Here is a 19,391-nt window from a genome sequence, read left to right on the forward strand (position 1 = left end):
TCGCCTTCCTCGTCCCTACTGTTCAACGAATCGAAGCACGACACCCCAACCCCCCCCCCCCCCCCCCCCCCCCCCCCCCACCACCACCCCCCCCCCCCCCCCCCCCCCCCCCCCCCCCCCCCCCCCCCCCCCCCCCCCCCCCCCCCCCCCCCCCGCCGTCAGCCGCCGTTGCTAGCCGCGACGACGGGTGCGGCGCGTCACCAGCGCCAGCCCACCGCCGAGGAGCAGGAGACTCCCCGCCAGCCCGGCCAGGTGGGTGTTCGCGCCGGTGCTCGGCAGGTGGCCGTGCGGCGGCTTCGCGGTCACCGTCGCGCTGGACGGCGGGGAGGTCACCGGCGGACCGGACGGCGGAGTGCCCGTCGCCGTCGAGGTATTGGTGATCTTCCCGCTGTTCAGGTCGGCCTGCGTGACGGTGTAGGTGGCGGTGCAGGTCACGGACGCGCCCGGTGCGAGAGAGGCGGCGCCGGCCGGGCAGGTCACCACGGGCGCGGTGCCGCTGCCGGAGAAGGCCGTCTCGTTCACCGTCACGTCGGTCAGTGTGACGTTCCCGGTGTTGGTCACCAGGAAGCTGTAGTCGACGGTCTGACCCGCGGCCGTGACCGTGGTCGGGGAAGCCGACTTCACCACGGTGAGCGCCGGGGCCGGGGTGTTCGGGACGCTGGTCGAGGACGGCGGGGACGTCGCGGGCGGGCCGGTGGGCGGAGTGCCCGTCGCTGTTGCCGTGTTGGCGACCTTGCCGCCGTCCAGGTCGGCCTGCGTGACGGTGTAGCTGGCGGTGCAGGTCACGGACGCGCCCGGTGCGAGCGAGGCCGCGCCCGCCGGGCAGGTCACCACGGGAGCGGTGCCGCTGCCGGAGAACGCCGTCTCGTTCACGGTGACGTTGGTCAGGGTCACGTTGCCGGTGTTGGTCACCAGGAAGGAGTAGTGCAGCATCTGGCCGACGGCGGTCAGTTCCGTCGCATCCACCGACTTGACGATGGTGAGCGCCGGGTTGGACGTCGCGGTGACGGTCGCGCTGGACGGCGGTGAGGTTACGGGCGGGCCGGTGGGCGGTGTGCCGGTGGCCGTCGCGGTGTCCGTGATGCTGCCGGCGTTGAGATCAGCCTGTGTGACGGTGTAGGTGGCGGTGCAGGTCACGGACGCGCCGGGCGCGAGGGAGGCGGCGCCTGCCGGGCAGGTGATCACGGGCGGGGTGCCGGTGCCGGAGAACGCGGTCTCGTTCACCGTCACGTTGGTCAGGGTCACGTTCCCGGTGTTGGTCACCAGGAAGCTGTAGTCCACGACCTGCCCGACGGTCGAAACCGTGGTCGGCGAGGCGGACTTGACGATGGTGAGCGCCGGGGCCGGGGTGTTCGGGACGCTGGTCGAGGACGGCGGGGACGTCACCGGCGGGCCGGTGGGCGGGGTACCTGTCGCCGTCGCCGTGTTGGTGACCTTCCCACTGTCGACATCCGCCTGCGTGACGGTGTAGCTGGCGGTGCAGGTCACGGACGCACCGGGCGCGAGGGAGGCGGCGCCGGCCGGGCAGGTGATCACGGGCGGGGTGCCGGTGCCGGAGAACGCGGTCTCGTTCACGGTGACATTGGTCAGGGTCACGTTCCCGGTGTTGGTCACCAGGAAGGAGTAGTGCAGCACCTGGCCGGCACCGGTCAGTTCCGTCGCATCCACCGACTTCAGGATGGTGAGCGCCGGGTTGGACGTCGCGGTGACGGTCGCGCTGGAGGGCGGTGAGGTCACCGGCGGGCCGGTGGGCGGTGTGCCGGTGGCCGTCGCGGTGTCCGTGATGCTGCCCGCGTTGATGTCGGCCTGCGTCACCGCATAGCTCGCAGTACACGTCACCGACGCGCCGGGCGCCAGCGAGGCCGCGCCGGCCGGGCACGTCACCACCGGTGGGGTGCCGGTGCCGGAGAACGCGGTCTCGTTCACCGTCACGTCGGTGAGGGTGACGTTGCCGGTGTTGGTGACCAGGAAGCTGTAGTCCACGACCTGCCCGACGGTCGAAACCGTGGTCGGGGACGCGGTCTTCATGATCGTGATCGCCGGAGCCGGTGTCGCGGTGACGGTTGCGCTGGAGGGCGGTGAGGTCACCGGCGGGCCGGTGGGCGGAGTGCCCGTCGCCGTTGCCGTGTTGGTGATCGAGCCCGCGTTGATGTCGGCCTGCGTCACCGTGTAGGGGGCGGTGCAGGTCACCGACGCGCCGGGGGCGAGGGAGGCCGCGCCTGCCGGGCAGGTGATCACGGGTGGGGTGCCGGTGCCGGAGAACGCGGTCTCGTTCACCGTCACGTTGGTGAGGGTGACGTTGCCGGTGTTGGTGACCAGGAAGCTGTAGTCGACGGTCTGCCCGACGGCGGTGACCGTGGTCGGGGACGCGGTCTTCACGATCGTGAGCGAGGGCGTCGCGGGGACCGGGGTGTTGGTGAAGGTGCAGAGCACCATCGGGCTGTTCTTGCCCTCCACCGTGGGCGGGAACGGCAGGTTGAAGGTGGTCGCTCCGGTGCCCGAGGCGACCGGGGCGTTGCCGTTGGCGGTGTCGACGCAGTCGTAGGCGGTGGTGTAGTTGGCGAGGCTGCCGGAGGCGGCGGTCTCGGTCAGCGTGTAGGTGGTCCCCGACACGGCGATGACCGGGCCGGCGGGGGGTGTCTGGACGCCGGTGCTGGTGCCGGTCGTGGTGGCGGTGTTGCCCTGGGTGATGCCGCCGCCGGTGATCGCCAGGCCGAACTGGTCGTTCGAGGTGGTCGACTCGGCGAACCGGCCGACGATGTTCTTCTGCAGGGCCAGGGTCGGGTTGGTGGAGCAGGCGCCGAGGTCCACGGACAGGAAGGCGTTGTTGGAGTACGGCGTGGGCCCGGCCGTGATCGCGCCGGTGTTCGGGTTGAGCTGCTCCAGGTAGGTGGTGCTCCCCGAGGCGAACTCGATGTAGAGGTTTCCGGCGTTGTCGAAGGCCGCCCCGTTGAACGAGTTGCCGTTCGGGTTGGGCAGGGTGCTCAGCACCGTGTCGGTCAGCGGCACACCGGTGGCCGACCCCGTGGTGGGGATCGGCCCGGCCACCCGACCGATGGCGGCGTCGGTGCCGACGGAGGAGAGGACGTAGAGGTTGCCGGCGGCGTCGAAGGTGATGTCGCCGTTGGGGCCGGAGGCTCCGGTGACCGGCAGGTCGAACGTGGCGATCACGCCGGGGATCGCGGTGTTGGTGACGGTGTTGAAGCCGTAGAGGGTGGCCACGCCGGGTGTGGTCGCCGTGCCGGGTTCGAAGCTGGCGTAGTAGTAGATGCCGTTGGCCGGGTTCACCGCGCCGGCGACGAAGGAGTCGGTGGTGGCGCCGGCGGATCCGGTGTAGGTGGTCCAGGCCCCGGTGGCCGCGTTGTAGCCGTACACGTTGACGGACCCGGCGACGGTCGGGGTCTGGTCGACCACGTAGGCGGCGGTGCCGCCGTCGGTGATTCCGAGGGCGTTGGTGAAGCCCGACCCGGCGGGGAGCGTGCTGACCGTCGTCGCGGTCACGCTGGATCCGCCGACGGTGCCGGCGGCCAGGGCGAGCAGGGTGCCGGTCGCGGCGGTGGAGGAGCCGCGCTGGATGGCGTAGATCGTGTTGCCCGTGCAGTCCAGGGGGTCGCCGGGTGCCCGGGGCAAGCGGCCGAGCGGGGCGGCGCTGCTCGGGCCGGCCGGTCCGGCCGCTGCGGATGGCGTGGTCTCTGGGGACGGCGTGGTCTCCGGGGACGGGGCTCCTGGAGCGCTGCTCTGGCCGGTGGGCGTCGAGGCCGCTGACGGGTCGGCCTTCGCCGTCGTGGCGCCGGCGCCGGGATCCTTCCACTCCAGCACGACGAGGCCGTTGCCGCCGTCGCCGCTGTGGCCGCCGCCCTTGGCCGCGTCGGCGCCGGTGTTGGCGTCGGTATCGGCGCCGTTGACGTCCGTGATGGACGGCGCGAAGCCGCCGAAGGCCGCCCCGGTGACGTACTGGCGCTCGGTCACGTGAGGGGCAAGGCCTTGCGGCCCGTCTTCAGGACCGGCCCCGGCAGCACCGGCGCCGCTCGCGGTCTCAGTCGCGCTCGTGGCCGTGCCGCCGTCGGCTGCCAGCAGGGTGTCCGCGGGGGTGTGGGACTGGCCCGACCGGATGGTGGAGGCGCCGCCGTTGCGGGCCGCCGGGGAGTCTGCGGCGTCGGGGTGCGAGCGCCCGCCCTGACCCGGTACCACCGTCAGTCGCTGTCCGGCCGTCACTTCCAGTAGCGCGGTCGCGTAGGCGCCGGCGGCGCCCGGCCGGTTCGCGTGCTCGCGGCCGGCCGCGGCGGTGTCGCCGTCGGCGGCCGCACCCGCGCCCCAGGCCTTCGCCCTGATCGAGGAGACCCCGGTGGGGACGGTGAAGTCCTGGTCGCTTCCGGTGTAGGCGAAGGACAGGCAGTCGGTGTAGCCGGCATCCGCCGGGCACGCCTGAGCCGCGTGCGCGGCGGGGGCGGCCAGCAGCGGGACGAGCGGCACCGGCGCCAGCATCAGCACGGCCGCGAGTACTCCGGACCAGCCGCGCCGATTCGGGGCGGCTCTCCCCGGTGCCTCGAAGGCTCGGGCCAAGCCCCAGCGGCGTCTGACTTCGGGCATCGGGGACTCCCCAGGGTGTTCACGGGACGCGTGGATGGCGGCATAAATACGCCATAAGGTGACGAAACGACTATGCCGTATACACCATCCGGGCCGATTCGGCACGCGGGGGAAGTCATCCCGGCGGCCCACAGGGACGGGCCGGCAATAGCGGACGGGCCGTCAAGGTGCGGCCGTCGGAGTGACGGCCGGTACTGCGGCGATCGTGGCGGCCCCCGCCCGCCCCTGGGGCTCCACCCGCCGACGGACGGTCGGGCGCAGTGGGCCCGGCGAGACCGCCTTGCGCGCGAGACCCGCTGGGCACGCCCGTGTTGTGCGTAACTCACCTTCTGCCAGAAGGAGTTGATCCGACCGGATCGAGGAGCGCCGAGCATGGCGGAGGGCCGGGGCGGTACCCGGTGCCTCCCGAACGGCCTTGGCAGGGGCGGGCCCTGTTCACGGGACGAGCACCGGGCGCTCGCGCAGGCCGCCGGCGGCGAGGCGGGTGCGGGCGTCGGCGGCGCGGGCCAGGCGCAGGGTGAGGCGGCCGTCGGCGGTGATCCACGCGTTGGCCACGCGGATGCCGCGGATGCCGCGGATGCCGCGGATGCCGCGCAGGCCCGCCGGCCGGCTGCCGCCGGCCACCGCGACGAAGGCGCCGCGGCGGCGCACCGCGCCGAGGGTGGCGGCGCCGAGCGGGGCGGCGCAGTTGGCCGGCCGGGGCTGTTCGCAGCCGGAGAATTGATGGTTCGTCAGTCGCCGGGTCCGGTGGCGAAGGCGGCGATGTCGGCCAGCGGCGGGCGGTAGCCGTGGGTGGTGTCCACGTGCAGGTGCGGCGCCGGCAGGGACGGCGGGGTGAAGTCGTCCAGCAGGTTGCCCGGGCCGGGCGGGGCGGCGAGGAGCGTGCGGTCGGCGTGCGCGGCGCGGTGCGGGTGCGTCGTCAGGCGGGTGCGGATCCGGGCGCGGGCCACTGCCGGGTCCACCCGGCAGTGCACGATGCGCAGTTCGGCGTGTTCGGCCAGCGGGCTCAGGCCGGGCCGCCACAGCCGGTCCTGGTACGCGGCCTCCGCCACCACGCTCACCCCCGCGCGCACCAGGACCTCCAGGACGTCGAAGAACGCCGCGCGCACCGCCTCGTCGGGGTTCCCGGCCCGGGTGCCCGCGTGCACCAGGCCCTCCTTCAGCTCGTCCCGGCACACCGCCGGGCAGCCGAGGGCCTGTGCCAGCGCGTGGGCCAGCGTCGTCTTCCCGCTGCCCGGCCCGCCGCTCACCACGATCAGCATCTCGGACCCCTTTCGTCAGGCCAGGTCAGGTCAGGTCAGGTCAGGGCGCGGAGCAGGCGGTCGGCGAGGGTGGGGTAGGGGCGGCAGTCCAGGACGGGCAGGTGGTGGGTGCGGGCCTGGTCGGCGAGCCAGTGGGAGTAGCGGGCGCTGACGGCGGCGCGGCGCTCCTGCGGGCCGCAGTCGGGTTCCCGCTGGGCGTAGTTGGCGCTGATGCCGGCCGCGTCGCCCTCGTGCAGGAACGCGGCGCGCACGACGCGGCCCTGTCCGGCGGCCTCGGCGGCGGCGCGGGCGGCGGCGGCCGGGGTGAGGTAGTCGCCTTCGACGATCGCGGGCACGTCGACGGTGAGGCGGTTGCGCACCACGCCGAGCAGGGCGTCGTCCAGGGCGCGGGCGGTGGCGATCTGCAGTTCCAGGACGCGGTCGGCGGGCAGCGCGTCGGGGTCGTCGAGCCCGTCGAAGTGGTGCAGGCCGGGGTGGCCCTCGGCGGTGGTGGCGGCGTGCAGGGCGGCGGCGACGTCGTCGAACTCGACCACGAACGCGCCGCTGTGCCGGGCGAGTTCGGCGGCGGCGCGGCTCTTGCCGAGGCCGGAGGCGCCGCCGAGCAGCAGGACGTCCCAGGTGGGGGCGCTGCCGTTGCCGTTCCCGTTGCCGTCCCTGCTGCCGTTGTCGTCGTTGCTGCGCATCCGGGCACGGTACCCGCCGCGCGGGGTGGGGCGGTAAGCGGTTTCGGGGGCGGGCGGGCTCTGAGGGGTGAGGGAGATGTGGGACTTCCTCGCCTGGCCCCCGGCGCCCGACAGCCGGCCCCGGCCCGGTCCCGTCCGTCACCCGCGCCGCGCCCGCCCCCGGCGCGGCGCGGGTGACGGGAAGCGGGCGCACTGTCCCCGGTGGTGCCGGCCGCCGGGCGCCGGTTCAGTCGTCGTGCAGCGGGCGGCGCACCGCCCAGGGCAGGACGAACCACAGCCCGGCGAAGATCAGCGCGACGACGGAGGTGATGGCCAGGGCCGTGGCGGTCCCGAGCACGACGTCCAGGACGAGCAGCACGGCGCCGGTGAGCGCGCAGGCGAGCAGCATCAGGCCCAGCTGGGCGATGTGGGCGGAGACCTTGACGATCCGCGCCTTGCCGGGGTGGCGGAACAGCCCGCGGTGCAGCGCCACCGGGGTGGCGAACACGGCCGAGGAGATGACGGCCAGCAGCAGGGTGGTGACGTAGACGTCCTGCTGGCCGTCGGTGAGGGTGGCGAAGCGCGGGGTGAAGGCGACCCCGAGCAGGAACGCGAACACGATCTGCACGCCGGTCTGCAGCACCCGCAGCTCCTGCAGCAGTTCCACCAGCCGCCGGTCGGCCCGGGCCCCCGGGCTCTCCGGGCTGCCGGACGGCGACGGCTGGGGCGGCTGGGGCTGCGGTCCGGGCTCGGGTTCGGGCTGGGACGGCGGCGGAGTGCTGGTCATGCGTCACATTCTGCTGGCCCGCCGCCCGGTGCGGTGCCGTCCAGGCGGTGCTGCCAGGCGGTGAGGAGGGTCTGCAGGGCGGCGGCCTCCTCGGGGGACAGGAGGGCGAGCAGGCGGTGCTCGTTGCGCATGTGGGCGGTGAACGCCTCGTCGATCAGCCGCAGGCCGGCGTCGGTGAGGGCGACGAGGCGCCCGCGCCGGTCGCCCTCGGCGAGGCGGCGGGTGACCAGCCCGGCGCGTTCGAGGCGGTCGATCCGTTTGGTCATCGCGCCGGTGGTGACCATGGTGTGGGCGGCGAGCTCCCCGGGGGCCCGCTCGTATGGGGCGCCGGCCCGGCGCAGCGCGGCCAGGACGTCGAACTCGCCCTCGCCGAGGCCGTAGCGGGAGTAGACCAGGGCGAGTTCGCCGGTCAGCCGGGCGGCGAGGCGGTGCAGGCGGCCGATGACGGCCAGCGGGGAGACGTCGAGGTCGGGGCGTTCGCGCCGCCACTGGGCCTGGATCAGCGCCACGTGGTCGGCGTCCGCGCCCGGCGGGGAGGGCGTCCGGGGGTGCTGCTGGTGGTGCTCCATGGGGCCATCCTACCGCCAGTACCTTCCTGGGAAGGTATATTGCCTTCCATGGAAGCCAATCTGCGGTGGGTGCTGCTGACCGCGGTCGCGCCGCTCGCCTGGGGCGCCAACTACTACGTCACCCACGCCTACCTGCCCGCCGACCGGCCCCTGTGGGGCGCGGCCCTGCGCGCCCTGCCCGCCGGACTGGTCCTGCTCGCCCTGTCCCGCCGCCGCCCGCACGGGCCCTGGTGGTGGCGCAGCGCCCTGCTCGGACTGCTGAACGCCGCGGTGTTCTTCGTCCTGCTCTACCTCGCCTCCCAACTGCTGCCCACCAGCACCGCCGCCACCGTCATGGCCGCCTCCCCGCTGGCGATGCTGCTCACCGCCTGGGCGCTGGCCGGGCAGCGCCCGCACCGCGCCCACCTGGTCGGCGCGGTGGTGGGCCTGGGCGGGGTGGCGCTGACGCTGCTCGGCGCGGGCGGCACGGTCAGCGGGGCGGGGCTGGCGGCGTCGGTGGCGGCGATGCTGGTCTCCTGCGTCGGCTACGTGCTGGCCGCCCGCTGGCGCGAGGGCGCGGACCCACTGGCCGTCACCTCCTGGCAGCTGACCGCCGGCGGCCTGATGCTGCTGCCCCTGGCCGCCGCCGTGGAGGGCGCGCCCCCGGCGATGGACGCCCGCACGCTCCCGGCCTTCGGCTACGTCGCCCTGGTGGCCACCGCCCTCGCCTTCGCCCTCTGGTTCGCGGGCCTGCGCCACCTGCCGGCCGGCACGGTCGGGCTGCTCGGCCTGCTCAACCCGCTCGCCGGCGTCCTGCTGGGCGCCGGCCTCGCGGGGGAGGGGCTCGGCGCGCGCCAGGTGTGCGGGCTGGCCCTGGTCCTGGCCGGCGTCCTGCTCGGCCGCCCCCGCGGGCCCGCCCGCCCTGCCGAAGCCTCAGTCGTGGCCAAATCCATGACCCGCGTCAAGAATTGACGGACCGACAGTCCAACAGTCGGGCCAGGTGATGGCCCAGGACGGCGCGTGCGGCCTCGGGGGAGCGGTGCCCGATCGCCACGGCCACGGCCACGGCCGCAGTCGCCGCCCGGCCCCGCCCCGTCCTGACCGGCCCCTGGCGCCCGCGCCCCGCTGCGCCGCGCCGGCGCCCGCTGCCCGTAGGCTGGGCGGGCCGTCACCGGCACAGACCGTCACCAGTACTGACAAACACGACAGAAGCGGGCAGGGGCATGCAGTTCGACGACCAGGGCGACCTCGACACCTCGCAGGTGGACGACCGGCGCGGGATCCCGGGCGGGAAGGTCGCCATCGGCGGCGGGGCGGTGGGCCTGATCGTCGTACTGTTCGCGGTCGTCCTGGGCGTGGACCCCCAGCTGCTGGGCCTGTCCTCCGGCGGCGGCTCCACCACCTCCAGCGGCGCGCACACCGCCGGCGAGGTGCAGCAGGCCTGCAAGACCGGCGCGGACGCCAACCGGCGCCAGGACTGCCGGATCGTGGCGGTCACCAACAGCGTGCAGGAGTTCTGGCGCGCCGAACTGCCCAAGCGCACGGGCACCGCGTACCGCAACGCCGAGACGGTGCTGTTCACCGGTCAGGTCTCCACCGCCTGCGGCCCGGCGACCTCCGCCGTCGGCCCGTTCTACTGCCCCGGCGACCGGAAGGCCTACTTCGACCTCGGCTTCTTCAACGAGCTCTCGGCCCGCTTCGGCGCCAAGGGCGGGCCCTTCGCCGAGTCCTACGTCGTCGCCCACGAGTACGGCCACCACATCCAGAACCTCCTCGGCACCATGCAGAAGGTGGGCAGCGACCGCCAGGGCGCCAACAGCGCCTCCGTGAAGCTGGAACTCCAGGCCGACTGCTACGCCGGGGTGTGGGCGCACCACGCCACCACCACCCCGCAGCCCTCCACCGGGCGGCCGCTGATCGCCTCCCTCACCGACCAGGACATCGCCCAGGGCCTGGACGCGGCCGCGGCCGTCGGCGACGACCGGATCCAGAAGCAGGCCACCGGCCGGGTCAACCCGGAGAGCTGGACCCACGGCTCCTCCGACCAGCGCAAGACCTGGTTCACCACCGGTTACCGCACCGGCGACCTCGCCCAGTGCGACACCTTCGGCAAGCTCTAGCCCGGTGAGCCGGCGAACCGGCTCCCGGAGTGCGGCGGCGCGCCCCTGTCAGATGTCAGGGACCGCCGCCGCGCCCGCGTTCCTAGGCTGCTGAGCACCGGCCGGACCCCACGTCAGGCCGCTCACCAGCCAAGGGAGAACCATCCATGCGCAGGATCACCCACGCCGTCGCCGCCCTCGCCCTCGCGACCGCGGCCCTGACCACCCTGACCACCCTGACCACCCTGGGCGCCGGCAGCGCCGGCGCCGCCGACGGCTCCTGGGCGGGCTGTCCGTACGGGGCGGTCTGCGTCTACCCGCAGAACCAGAACCCGGCCTCGGCCCCGAGCGAGGTGTACTGGAGCTACGGCGCGCACAACCTGAGCAACCAGTACGGCAACCACTGGGTCCTCAACAACCAGTCCGGCGGCGCCCACGCCCACCTGTGTCGGGGCTCGGGCGGCGGCAGCTGCGTCTACGACATCCCGGCGCAGAACGGCGTCTGGTACGACCTGGGCCCGATCAACTCGATCACCCTCGACCGCCCCTGACGCGTCGTTCCTGACGCACCGGTACCACCTCCGCACGGGGGCGCCCGCCGCACGGGGGACGGCGGGCGCCCCGCCTTCCTGACGCTCCGGCAGGTTGATCGACTCTTGAACGGCGGGCCCCGCAACGGGCGCCGCCGTTCCGTCATTTGGAGCTTCCTCCAGGTTTCAACTCCCCGTCAGTGTTCATGAAGATAACGAGTAGAGGCGCATCGCCCGCAGTCTGAATTTACTTATTGACGTCATGTACGCGTTCAGGTTTAACTCCCCCCACCCCGCCGCAGAGCCGCGGCGACGTCAGGGAGAGGCACCCCCATGAACGCAGCACTGCGTCGCGTCCTCATCGCCACCACCGGCATCTCACTGGCCCTGTCCATGGCCGCCTGCGGCAAGGCGGGCGGCGACAAGAAGGACGCGGCCGCCTCCGGAGACGGCAAGTCCATCGGGCTGCTCCTACCCGAGAACGCCTCCTCCACCCGCTACGAATCCTTCGACCGCCCCTTCGTCGAGGCCAAGGTGGCCGCCCTGTGCGCGGACTGCAAGGTCCTGTACAACAACGCCGAGGGCAGCGCCGCCAAGCAGAAGCAGCAGTTCGACACCCTCCTCGCCCAGGGCGTGAAGGTGATCATCCTGGACCCCTTCAACGCCAAGTCCACCCAGGGCTGGGTCCAGGAGGCCGCCGCCAAGGGCGTCAAGGTCGTCGCCTACGACCGCCTGGCCACCGGACCGGTCGCCGCCTACGCCTCCTTCGACAACGAGAAGGTCGGCGAACTCCAGGGCCAGGCCCTCGTCGACGCCCTCGGCCCGCAGGCCGCCGACGCCAACGTCGCCATGATCAACGGCGACGAGGCCGACCCCAACGCCGCCGACTTCAAGACCGGCGCCCACAAGATCCTCGACGCCAAGGTCAAGAAGATCGTCTACGAGCAGTCCGGCCAGTGGGACGCCACCGTCGCCGGCCAGAAGATCGGCGCCGCCGTCACCCAGCTCGGCAAGAACGGCTTCCAGGCCGTCTACTCCGCCAACGACGGCATGGCCGGCGCCATCATCACCCAGCTCCAGGGCGCCGGCATCAAGGTCCCCGTCGGCGGCCAGGACGCCGGCCTCGACGCGATCCAGCGCATCGTCAACGGCGACCAGGCCTTCACCATCTACAAGGCCTACCGCCCGCTCGCCGACTCCGCCGCCGAACTGGCCGTCGCCCTCCTCAAGGGCAAGGACGTCAAGGCCGTCGCCACCGCCACCGTCGACAGCGCCACCGACAAGGCCATCCCCGCCAAGTTCCTGGACGCCAAGGTCGTCACCAAGGCCAACATCGCCACCACGGTCGTCGCCGACGGCCTCTACAAGGTCTCCGACATCTGCACCGCCGACTACGCCGCCGCCTGCGCCGCCGCCGGCCTCAAGTAGCCCGGCCCCGCCCAGTTCGACCCGGGTCCAAGTCCACCACCGCAGAAGAAGGTTCATGTGACAGGCGCACCCGTCCTCCAGCTGCGCTCGGTCTCCAAGCGCTTCGGTGCCGTCCAGGCCCTCACCGATGTCGGCCTCGACGTGCACACCGGTGAAGTCCTCGCCCTCGTCGGAGACAACGGCGCCGGCAAGTCCACCCTCGTCAAGACCATCGCGGGCGTCCACCCCGTCGACGAGGGCACCATCACCTGGCACGGCGAGCCCGTGCGCCTGACCCGCCCCCAGGACGCCCAGGCCCTCGGCATCGCCACCGTCTACCAGGACCTCGCCCTGTGCGACAACCTCGACGTCATCGCGAACCTGTTCCTCGGCCGCGAGAAACGCCGCCGAGGGCTCCTGGACGAGGTCGCCATGGAGCAGCACGCCCGCGAACTCCTCGACACCCTCGCCATCCGCATCCCCGACGTGCGCACCCCCGTCGCCGCGCTCTCCGGCGGCCAGCGCCAGGTCGTCGCCATCGCCCGCGCCCTCGTCGGCGAGCCCGCCCTCGTCATCCTGGACGAGCCCACCGCCGCCCTCGGCGTCGAACAGACCGCCCAGGTCCTCGACCTCGTCGAGCGGCTGCGCGAACGCGGCCTGGCCGTCGTCCTCGTCAGCCACAACATGGCCGACGTGCGGGCCGTCGCCGACACCGTCGCCGTCCTGCGGCTGGGCCGCAACAACGGCGTCTTCCCCGTCGCCGGCACCACCCAGGAGCAGATCGTCTCCGCCATCACCGGAGCCACCGACAACGCCCACGCCCGGCGCCAGGCCCGCCACACCGAGGAGGAGGACGCCGCATGACCACGCCCAGCACCCCCGCCGACACCCCCGCGGCCCCCGGCGACACCCCCGCGGCCCCCGGCGCCGACCCCCGCCTGCACACCCGGGCCGCCGGCCCCGCCGGCTACCTGGACGCCGCCCGCCGGCGCCTGGCCGCCGGCGAACTCGGCTCCCTGCCCGTCGTCGTCGGCCTCATCCTGATCGCCGTCATCTTCCAGTCCGTCACCGGCCACTTCCTCCAGGCCGACAACCTCACCAACATCACCCGCTTCATCGCCGGCCCCGGCCTCATCGCGGTGGGCGTCGTCTTCGTCCTCATCCTCGGCGAGATCGACCTCTCCCTGGGCTCCGTCGCCGGCGCCAGCGCCGCCCTCGCCGCCGTCCTCGCCGTGCGCCAGGGCGTCGCCGAATGGCTCGCCGTGCTCGCCGCCCTCGCCGCGGCCACCGTCATGGGCCTGCTGCACGGCCTCTTCTTCGCCCGCGTCGGCGTCCCCGCCTTCGTCGTCACCCTCGCCGGCATGCTCACCTGGAGCGGCCTGCAGGAGTACGTCCTGGGCGACCTCGGCACCGTCAACAACCGCCACGGCGGCCTCATCGCCACCCTCGACACCACCTTCCTCGGCGATGGCGACATCGCCTACGCCTGGGCCCTGGCGGTCCTCGCCCCCGCCCTCTACCTGCTCGCCCACCTGCGCACCGCCCGCCGGCGCACCGCCGCCGGCCTCACCGCCCGCCCCACCGCCGACACCGTGGTGCGCACCGGCGCCCTGGCCGTGCTCACCCTCGCCACCGCCTACGCCCTCAACCAGGACCGCGGCCTGCCGCTGCCCCTGGTCGTGCTGGTGGGCGTCGTCGTCCTCACCGACTTCGTCCTGCGCCGCACCTCCTACGGGCGCCAGATCTTCGCGGTCGGCGGCGGCGTGGAGGCCGCCCGGCGCGCCGGCGTCAACGTGGCCCGGGTGCGGATCTCCGTCTTCATGCTGTCCGCGTTCCTGGCCGGCCTGGGCGGGTTGTTCTACGCCTCCCAGCAGGGCTCCGCCGACAAGCAACTGGGCGGCGGCAACGTCCTGATGAGCGCGATCGCCGCCGCCGTCATCGGCGGCACCAGCCTCTTCGGCGGCCGCGGCAAGACCTGGTCCGCGCTGCTGGGCATCCTGGTGATCCAGTCCATCACCACCGGCCTGGACATGGTCCACGCCGCCCAGGCCATCCAGTACATGATCACCGGCGCCGTCCTGCTCGCCGCCGTCGTCCTGGACTCCCTCTCCCGCCGCACCCGCACCACCGCCGCCCGCACCTAGCCAAGCCGAAAGACCCGGGCCCGCGTCTACCGGCCTGGCGCCCCGCCGCATCGCGGGGCGCCAGGCCAGGAAACGCGCGGCCGCCCCGCCCGAGGAGCCCGGCGCCGGCAAGGCCCCCGCGCACGGATTCACCCGAGGGCGGCTATTGCCGACGTGATGAGCGCACGTGCCCGGGCACCGTAGACCGCGAGGCGCTGCAACTCGCCGAACGCCCGGATGTAGTCAGCGATCTCGCGGGGCTGGGTGACGTTGACCTCAGCTGTCAACGTCTCCACGACAGCATGCCGATCGTCGTACAGGTAGAACGCTTCGAGGGGCCACATGCGGCGCTGTGCGGTGGATGGGATGACCCCCAGCGACAGCGATGCCAGCGGCATCACCGCCAGCAGATGGCCTAGTTGACCGGCCATGGTCTCCGCGTCACCGATCCGGGAGCGGAGCACCCATTCCTCCATCAGCACAGCGAACCTGTGCCTGCCCTCGTTCAGGAGCCGTCCTCTCGCCACCCGTGCGGCAACGGCGTCGGCCACGTCATCAGGGGTCCCCTGGAACTCCGTGATGGAGCGCATCAGGGCGGTTGCGTACCCGGGCGTCTGGAGGAAGCCGGGAACGACATTGGAGACGTACGTCCGGCACAACTCCGCCCGCTCGTGGAGCGTGTAGAAGTCCTCCTGCACCTGGCGCATCCCTGCACGGTGCAGCCGACGCCACTCCATGTACATCGACTCGACCGCTCTCGACGTGGCGATCAGGTCGTCCGACTGGTCAGCCGCTGTGCAAGCAGTGCACCATGCCCGAATGTCGGAGTCAGACGGAGGGGTTCGCGCACTCTGGATGCGGGAGACCTTCGAAGGGTTCCACCCGCACCGGAACGCCAGCTGCCTACCCGTCAGGCCGGCATCCTTGCGGAGATCGACAAGGCGGTTGGCAAGGGCAAGACGCGCCGCTTGCGCGCTTGATGACGGAGACTTCGGCATAGGTCTGGCGGTCCGGTGCTCGCAGGGTAAGGGCGGGTCAGACGCTGTACTCGTCGTGCGGGGTGCCACGCTCCCACACAGCCTCGAACGCGGAGGAGACGAGACGAACCGTCGCGGAGTCCTCGGAGAAGGCGAACCCGGGCTCGGCCCAGTCGCCGTACCCCGTGAAGAAGTGGAACAGCACCAGCTTGTCGTCGATCAGCCAGAAGTCGTTCCCCGGCAGCGCGATGTTCGACGTCTGACTCCTCGGCAGCCACCGAACCAGTTCTCCGGCCGCCAGGTTCATCGGGGTAACCGCGTGCTCCCACCGGATGTAGTCGGTCACCGGCTCGGACACGATCCGGGCCCGCCGCATGACCACGCCACGACCGACCGTCTCGCGGACGAGTCCCAGCCACTTGGGCCACCACGACGCTTCGGGGTCCAGCTCGATCTCGCCGGTGCGGGCGAAGCGATCGATCTCCTCCGCCTCGTCGCCCACGGCGTAGGCGTCACGCATCTCCAGATGAACTGCGGTCCTCTGAGTGCTCCTCAGCAGCGTGGCGAAGTCGGGCACGTTCGACACGTTCGACAGCCTCCTTCAGGATCGGCGCCATGCGGGCCGGGATACGGATCACGGACTCATGAGCGGGAATCCCGAGCGTGTGGCCGGGAACCCACTCGGTCCCTGCGATCTTCTCGCAGAGGGCGTCATCGGCCGTCCAACTCTGCACGACGATCTCCTCCGCCTCGTCCTCGACCCACACGGTAGGCGAGCCTCCGCCGCCCGTGCTGGGGTCGATGCCCACAAAACCTAGTGCCATGACGATCTCCAACGTCTGTGGAGTTGCAGGGACGTGCACCACCGTCAGCCCTGCGAGTCAGAAGCACAACCCCGCATGCACGAAATTGCACGAACCCGGGCAGAGCCACACCTCTGATACCCCTCCACGCAAGAGGAGCCGGACTTGTCCCACGGCCGGCGGGCCGTTGGGCCTGTTGGATTCCACAGGCCCAGAACGCACGAAAGGCCCCTAGAAACCGCCGTGTGGTGCCGAGGCGAGTGGAAGTGGAGGGTGTCGGCGGATGGCGGCCCTGAGGTCCGGCCGCCCCGGGCGCCACTCGCATGTCCGCGGGTGGCGCCCGGCTGACCTGGACGAGCCGACCGCGCTGCGCAGGAAGTCGGCGGGCCCGACTTCCTGCGCACGGTGGGGTGTTGCTCAGGATCGGGTGGTTCGGGCGGCGCGGTCTCGGCAGTGGGCGAGGGCGTGCTTGATGCGGATGTCTGCGGTGGGGGCGGCGACGAGGAGTTCGCCGGCGTCGACGAGGGCGGTCCAGTAGTGGGTGGGGTCGCCGGTGGTGGGGTGGGGTTGGGTGGCGGTGAGGGAGAGGTAGGCGGTGGTGAGGTTGCCGGTGGTGAACCAGCGGGTGAGGCCGTGTTGGTGGCCGGCGCGGATGCTGCCGTGGGCGTCGATGGCGGTGAGGAAGAGGTCGATGACGGCGAGGTCGCGGTTGTCGGGGGTTTTGGGGATGTCGAAGACGCCGAGGGCTTCGAGGAGTTCGCCGGTGTCGTTCTCGGAGCCGGGGCGGGGGCTGGCGAGCAGGGCGTCGAAGCAGTCGTCGAGGCGGCGCTGCGTCTCGGCCGCCGGGATGCCGAGGGCGATGCAGACGGCGCGGGCTGAGCGCAGGGGCTCGCGGGTGCGGCGCGCGAGGGTGGCGTAGGCGTCGGCGGGGGTGGAACCGATGTCGAACAGGTGCCGGGCGGTGAGGGGGAGTCGCATGGTGGGCACCTGTTCAGACGGTGAGGAGGGTGGAAGTGGGGGAGGGTGCGGGGGCGATCAGGGCCCAGACGAACTTGCCGACCCCGCCGGCGCGGGGGCAGCAACCCCACTTCTCGGCGAGTTCGTTGACGAGGAGGACGCCGCGTCCGTGTTCGTCCTCGGGTGTGGGGGTGCGGAGGGAGGGGCGGCCGGTGCCGGCGTCGTGGACTTCGAGTCGGAGGCGGTCGCCGGTGAGGGCGAAGCGGATTTCGATGAGGCGGTCGGCGGGGGCGTCGGTGTGCTGGACGGCGTTGGCGAAGAGTTCGCCGAGGAGGAGTTCGGCGGTGTCGGTGTAGCGGTCGCCGGTGGGGAGCGCGGCGAGGTAGGCGCGGATCAACTGCCGGGCGACGGGGGTGGATTCGGTGCGGGAGTCCAGGCGCGCGGCGAACGTGCGGGGGCGGGGAGCGGTACGGATTTTGAGCATGGCGAAGCACCTCAAGGGGAGGGTGTATGCGAATGGAGTGCGCCCACTTCGGTCAGTAGTCGAATGACTACCAGGATGGCTCAGCCTGCTCTAGGATCGAAAGAGTTTCAAATCTCTAGTCCGGCGGATTTTAAAGAAGGCGATCTTGGTTCGTCGCACACTTGACCCAACGTCATCCCCGTTGGAAGCCCTGGCTGTTCAGATCAGCCGGTCGCGCCAGGCCAAGGGGATGACACAGATCGAACTCGGCGTGCGAGTCGGGTACTCCAACGTCTACATCTCGAACGTGGAGCGAGCTAAACAAGCGCCGTCTTTAAAGTTCGTAGAACGCGTGGACGCCGCCCTCGATGCCGGTGGCGCCCTGACGGGACTGTGGTGGAGCTGGAAGAACGGCGCTCTGTTGCCGGGGTTCTCCGAGTACCTTCGCCGGGAGCGCGAAGCGATCACAGTCAGACTGTTCGACACGGATATGGTGTCGGGCATACTCCAGCACCCGGACTACAGCGCGGCCTACGAGGCCGGCATCGTCCGTCGAGGGGAAGCGACGCAGGAGCAGGCCGACGAGAGGCTCAGCCTGCTGGCGCAGCGTCAACTCATGCTCGACAGAGGAACGATGATCCACGTCGTCCTGGACGAGGGAGTCCTGCGTCGACCGATCGGCGGTCGGGAGATTATGGCCGTGCAACTCTCTCACCTGGAGAGCCTGTGTGATCACCCAAATGTGATCATCCAGATCTCTCCGTACCGCCTCGCCGAGGATCGGTCGCTGTCCCACCCCGTCACGCTCTTGACCCTCCCCAATCGTGCTTTGGTCGGGTACACGGAGACGCTTCAACGGGGATACCTGGAACAAGACGCCGAGACGGTGGCCCGATGGGTCGATAGATACGATCGACTCCAGGTCAACGCGCACAGCCAGCCGGACAGTTTGGCCAGGATCCGGGAGACACGGGAGGAACTGGACCATGCATGACCCAACGGGCGCCAAGTGGCGCAAGAGCACCTACAGCAATGGCGGGGGCGGCTGCGTAGAGGTGGACGATGTGCACCCGGGCAGGGTCCGTGACTCCAAGGACCCCCAGGGCCCGGCGCTGGCCTTCTCGGCCGAGGGCTGGGACTCGTTCGTTGCCGCTGTCCGAAGCGGCGAGTTCGGCGAAGTCTGAATCGAAGCCGGATGTGAGGCCTCCGGCCGGGGCTGCTTCCGAGGAGTGTGGTGCCGCATCGTCGGCTTCATGCTGGCTTGCATCGCCGATGGGCGAGCAGCCGGGGGGGCACGGCGCGTCTCCTGCGGGCAAGGGGTGACGAAGGGTTCCACTGGCGCCAGGCCGCGCGGGCCACGGTCTGGCGTCGGGTGCACGCTCCTCGGGGGCGGGCACCGTTGAGCCTGGCCACCCGACGGATGTCCTTCTCTGCGATGACGCTGCGTGAGAAGTCCCAGGAACTCTCGACCTGATCGCCGGCGGCACCAAAACCGTCGAGGTGCGCGTCGGCTACCCCAGCATGCGGAAGATCCATCCGGGGCAGTTGCTCGTCTTCGAGTCCAGGGACGCCCGCTACCGCGCCCGGGTCACCGAGGTGGTGGAGTACCCGGGCTTCGACGCGATGCTCGATGCCGAGGACCTGGAGGCGATCGGATCCGAGGGGGTGAGCCGGGCCGAACTCCTCGCCGCCTATCGCGAGATCCACCCGCTGGAGAAGGAGCGGCTCGGCGTCCTCGCGATCCACCTGCGGCTCGCCCCGTAGCCGGGGAGCGACCGCGCTGCGCGGGAAGTCGGCGGGGCCGACTTCCTGTGCGCGGAACGGGTTTTCAGGTGCGGGTGGTGTGGGTGGCTTGGGTGCGGCAGTGGGTGAGGGCGGGTTTGAGGCGGGGGCCGGGGGAGGGGGTGGCGGTGAGGAGTTCGCTGAGAAACCGCTGGGCATCGGTTCGGCCTTGACCTACGATCGCGCGAATGATCACTCATGGAGCGATACTCGACACCGCCCTCGCCCGGATCACCGCTGGTTACGTGTTCCCCGAGAAGACGGCGGCCATGGAAGTGGCGATCCGGAACCGGCTGGCGGAAGGCGCTTACTGACATTGGCGCTTCAGGGTGATGGCGGCGGGAGGTCGAGGGAGAGGCCGGTCCCGGCGAGGAATCCGTCGAGGATGTCGGGGCGGTACT

Annotated in this window: 21 protein-coding genes; 10 read left to right on the forward strand and 11 right to left on the reverse strand. The window is 71.9% G+C overall.

Annotation, left to right across the window (positions count from 1 at the left end):
- Positions 1-171: 171 nt before the first annotated feature.
- The 6 genes from AC07AL_RS33945 to AC07AL_RS33970 form a co-directional block, all read right to left on the reverse strand.
- Entirely contained in the window at positions 172-4,590 is a 4,419-nt protein-coding gene (locus AC07AL_RS33945) for a beta strand repeat-containing protein (protein WP_478319276.1), read from the reverse strand.
- A gap of 435 nt (positions 4,591-5,025) precedes the next feature.
- The gene (locus tag AC07AL_RS33950; protein WP_478319277.1) at positions 5,026-5,241 is read right to left on the reverse strand and encodes a hypothetical protein; all 216 of its coding nucleotides are present in this window, start codon (positions 5,239-5,241) and stop codon (positions 5,026-5,028) included.
- An 80-nt stretch (positions 5,242-5,321) separates the two neighbouring features.
- Positions 5,322-5,852, reverse strand: a complete 531-nt coding sequence (locus tag AC07AL_RS33955; RefSeq protein ID WP_363587888.1) for a P-loop nucleotide/nucleoside kinase family protein — start codon at positions 5,850-5,852, stop codon at positions 5,322-5,324.
- Positions 5,853-5,887: 35 nt separating this feature from the next.
- Positions 5,888-6,535 carry an AAA family ATPase gene (locus AC07AL_RS33960; RefSeq protein WP_478319278.1) on the reverse strand — a complete coding sequence of 216 codons (648 nt, stop codon included), beginning with the start codon at positions 6,533-6,535 and terminating at the stop codon, positions 5,888-5,890.
- 226 nt (positions 6,536-6,761) lie between these two features.
- On the reverse strand, positions 6,762-7,301 hold the full coding sequence (locus AC07AL_RS33965) for a DUF6328 family protein (RefSeq protein WP_363587884.1): 540 nt from the start codon (positions 7,299-7,301) through the stop codon (positions 6,762-6,764).
- A complete protein-coding gene (locus tag AC07AL_RS33970) occupies positions 7,298-7,870 on the reverse strand; it encodes a MarR family winged helix-turn-helix transcriptional regulator (protein WP_363632427.1) in 573 nt (190 codons plus the stop codon). Before AC07AL_RS33970 ends, AC07AL_RS33965 begins: the two co-directional genes overlap by 4 nt.
- Positions 7,871-7,918: 48 nt before the next feature.
- On the opposite strand from AC07AL_RS33970, the gene AC07AL_RS33975 reads away from it, so the two are divergent.
- From AC07AL_RS33975 to AC07AL_RS34000, 6 genes are all read left to right on the forward strand, one after another.
- On the forward strand, positions 7,919-8,821 hold the full coding sequence (locus AC07AL_RS33975; protein ID WP_478319279.1) for an EamA family transporter: 903 nt from the start codon (positions 7,919-7,921) through the stop codon (positions 8,819-8,821).
- 251 nt (positions 8,822-9,072) lie between these two features.
- Positions 9,073-9,969, forward strand: a complete 897-nt coding sequence (gene ypfJ / locus AC07AL_RS33980; RefSeq protein WP_363587878.1) for a KPN_02809 family neutral zinc metallopeptidase — start codon at positions 9,073-9,075, stop codon at positions 9,967-9,969.
- Between the two features lie 146 nt (positions 9,970-10,115).
- Complete coding sequence (locus AC07AL_RS33985) at positions 10,116-10,499, forward strand: hypothetical protein (protein ID WP_478319280.1); 384 nt, start codon at positions 10,116-10,118, stop codon at positions 10,497-10,499.
- Between the two features lie 312 nt (positions 10,500-10,811).
- The gene (locus tag AC07AL_RS33990; protein WP_363587874.1) at positions 10,812-11,906 is read left to right on the forward strand and encodes a sugar ABC transporter substrate-binding protein; all 1,095 of its coding nucleotides are present in this window, start codon (positions 10,812-10,814) and stop codon (positions 11,904-11,906) included.
- A gap of 57 nt (positions 11,907-11,963) precedes the next feature.
- Complete coding sequence (locus AC07AL_RS33995) at positions 11,964-12,749, forward strand: ATP-binding cassette domain-containing protein (RefSeq protein WP_363587872.1); 786 nt, start codon at positions 11,964-11,966, stop codon at positions 12,747-12,749.
- On the forward strand, positions 12,746-14,029 hold the full coding sequence (locus AC07AL_RS34000; protein ID WP_478319281.1) for a sugar ABC transporter permease: 1,284 nt from the start codon (positions 12,746-12,748) through the stop codon (positions 14,027-14,029). The genes AC07AL_RS33995 and AC07AL_RS34000 overlap by 4 nt, the downstream gene beginning before the upstream one ends.
- Before the next feature lie 128 nt (positions 14,030-14,157).
- Here the strand turns inward: AC07AL_RS34000 and AC07AL_RS34005 are convergent, their stop codons facing one another.
- The 5 genes from AC07AL_RS34005 to AC07AL_RS34025 all read right to left on the reverse strand — a co-directional run bounded on the left by AC07AL_RS34005 (position 14,158) and on the right by AC07AL_RS34025 (position 17,229).
- Positions 14,158-15,006, reverse strand: a complete 849-nt coding sequence (locus AC07AL_RS34005) for a helix-turn-helix domain-containing protein (RefSeq protein WP_478319282.1) — start codon at positions 15,004-15,006, stop codon at positions 14,158-14,160.
- Positions 15,007-15,043: 37 nt separating this feature from the next.
- Complete coding sequence (locus AC07AL_RS34010; RefSeq protein ID WP_478319283.1) at positions 15,044-15,505, reverse strand: DUF6879 family protein; 462 nt, start codon at positions 15,503-15,505, stop codon at positions 15,044-15,046.
- A complete protein-coding gene (locus tag AC07AL_RS34015; RefSeq protein WP_400476464.1) occupies positions 15,498-15,821 on the reverse strand; it encodes a hypothetical protein in 324 nt (107 codons plus the stop codon). The genes AC07AL_RS34010 and AC07AL_RS34015 overlap by 8 nt, the downstream gene beginning before the upstream one ends.
- Positions 15,822-16,205: 384 nt before the next feature.
- Positions 16,206-16,766 (reverse strand): hypothetical protein, encoded by a 561-nt coding sequence (locus AC07AL_RS34020; protein ID WP_478319284.1) that lies wholly within the window; start codon positions 16,764-16,766, stop codon positions 16,206-16,208.
- Between the two features lie 13 nt (positions 16,767-16,779).
- Positions 16,780-17,229, reverse strand: coding sequence for an ATP-binding protein (locus AC07AL_RS34025; protein WP_478319285.1), 450 nt, complete (start codon positions 17,227-17,229; stop codon positions 16,780-16,782).
- A gap of 181 nt (positions 17,230-17,410) precedes the next feature.
- Here AC07AL_RS34025 and AC07AL_RS34030 point away from each other — a divergent pair, with 181 nt between their 5' ends.
- The 4 genes from AC07AL_RS34030 (at position 17,411) to AC07AL_RS34045 (ending at position 19,304) form a co-directional block, all read left to right on the forward strand.
- Entirely contained in the window at positions 17,411-18,202 is a 792-nt protein-coding gene (locus tag AC07AL_RS34030) for a helix-turn-helix domain-containing protein (RefSeq protein WP_478319286.1), read from the forward strand.
- Positions 18,195-18,392 carry a DUF397 domain-containing protein gene (locus AC07AL_RS34035; RefSeq protein WP_400810423.1) on the forward strand — a complete coding sequence of 66 codons (198 nt, stop codon included), beginning with the start codon at positions 18,195-18,197 and terminating at the stop codon, positions 18,390-18,392. The genes AC07AL_RS34030 and AC07AL_RS34035 overlap by 8 nt, the downstream gene beginning before the upstream one ends.
- A gap of 289 nt (positions 18,393-18,681) precedes the next feature.
- Entirely contained in the window at positions 18,682-18,972 is a 291-nt protein-coding gene (locus AC07AL_RS34040; RefSeq protein WP_478319288.1) for an ASCH domain-containing protein, read from the forward strand.
- A 206-nt stretch (positions 18,973-19,178) separates the two neighbouring features.
- Positions 19,179-19,304 carry a hypothetical protein gene (locus AC07AL_RS34045; protein ID WP_478319287.1) on the forward strand — a complete coding sequence of 42 codons (126 nt, stop codon included), beginning with the start codon at positions 19,179-19,181 and terminating at the stop codon, positions 19,302-19,304.
- Positions 19,305-19,391: the final 87 nt, after the last annotated feature.

The organism is Kitasatospora sp. NPDC043949 (genome assembly GCF_056435365.1).

Coding starts and splice junctions, on each gene's coding strand:
- AC07AL_RS33945 (WP_478319276.1), bottom strand. CDS start 4,590: ATGCCCGAAGTCAGACGCCGCTGGGGCTTGGCCCGAGCCTTCGAGGCA.
- AC07AL_RS33955 (WP_363587888.1), bottom strand. CDS start 5,852: ATGCTGATCGTGGTGAGCGGCGGGCCGGGCAGCGGGAAGACGACGCTG.
- AC07AL_RS33960 (WP_478319278.1), bottom strand. CDS start 6,535: ATGCGCAGCAACGACGACAACGGCAGCAGGGACGGCAACGGGAACGGC.
- AC07AL_RS33965 (WP_363587884.1), bottom strand. CDS start 7,301: ATGACCAGCACTCCGCCGCCGTCCCAGCCCGAACCCGAGCCCGGACCG.
- AC07AL_RS33970 (WP_363632427.1), bottom strand. CDS start 7,870: ATGGAGCACCACCAGCAGCACCCCCGGACGCCCTCCCCGCCGGGCGCG.
- AC07AL_RS33975 (WP_478319279.1), top strand. CDS start 7,919: ATGGAAGCCAATCTGCGGTGGGTGCTGCTGACCGCGGTCGCGCCGCTC.
- ypfJ (WP_363587878.1), top strand. CDS start 9,073: ATGCAGTTCGACGACCAGGGCGACCTCGACACCTCGCAGGTGGACGAC.
- AC07AL_RS33985 (WP_478319280.1), top strand. CDS start 10,116: ATGCGCAGGATCACCCACGCCGTCGCCGCCCTCGCCCTCGCGACCGCG.
- AC07AL_RS33990 (WP_363587874.1), top strand. CDS start 10,812: ATGAACGCAGCACTGCGTCGCGTCCTCATCGCCACCACCGGCATCTCA.
- AC07AL_RS34000 (WP_478319281.1), top strand. CDS start 12,746: ATGACCACGCCCAGCACCCCCGCCGACACCCCCGCGGCCCCCGGCGAC.
- AC07AL_RS34005 (WP_478319282.1), bottom strand. CDS start 15,006: ATGCCGAAGTCTCCGTCATCAAGCGCGCAAGCGGCGCGTCTTGCCCTT.
- AC07AL_RS34010 (WP_478319283.1), bottom strand. CDS start 15,505: ATGCGTGACGCCTACGCCGTGGGCGACGAGGCGGAGGAGATCGATCGC.
- AC07AL_RS34020 (WP_478319284.1), bottom strand. CDS start 16,766: ATGCGACTCCCCCTCACCGCCCGGCACCTGTTCGACATCGGTTCCACC.
- AC07AL_RS34025 (WP_478319285.1), bottom strand. CDS start 17,229: ATGCTCAAAATCCGTACCGCTCCCCGCCCCCGCACGTTCGCCGCGCGC.
- AC07AL_RS34035 (WP_400810423.1), top strand. CDS start 18,195: ATGCATGACCCAACGGGCGCCAAGTGGCGCAAGAGCACCTACAGCAAT.
- AC07AL_RS34045 (WP_478319287.1), top strand. CDS start 19,179: ATGATCACTCATGGAGCGATACTCGACACCGCCCTCGCCCGGATCACC.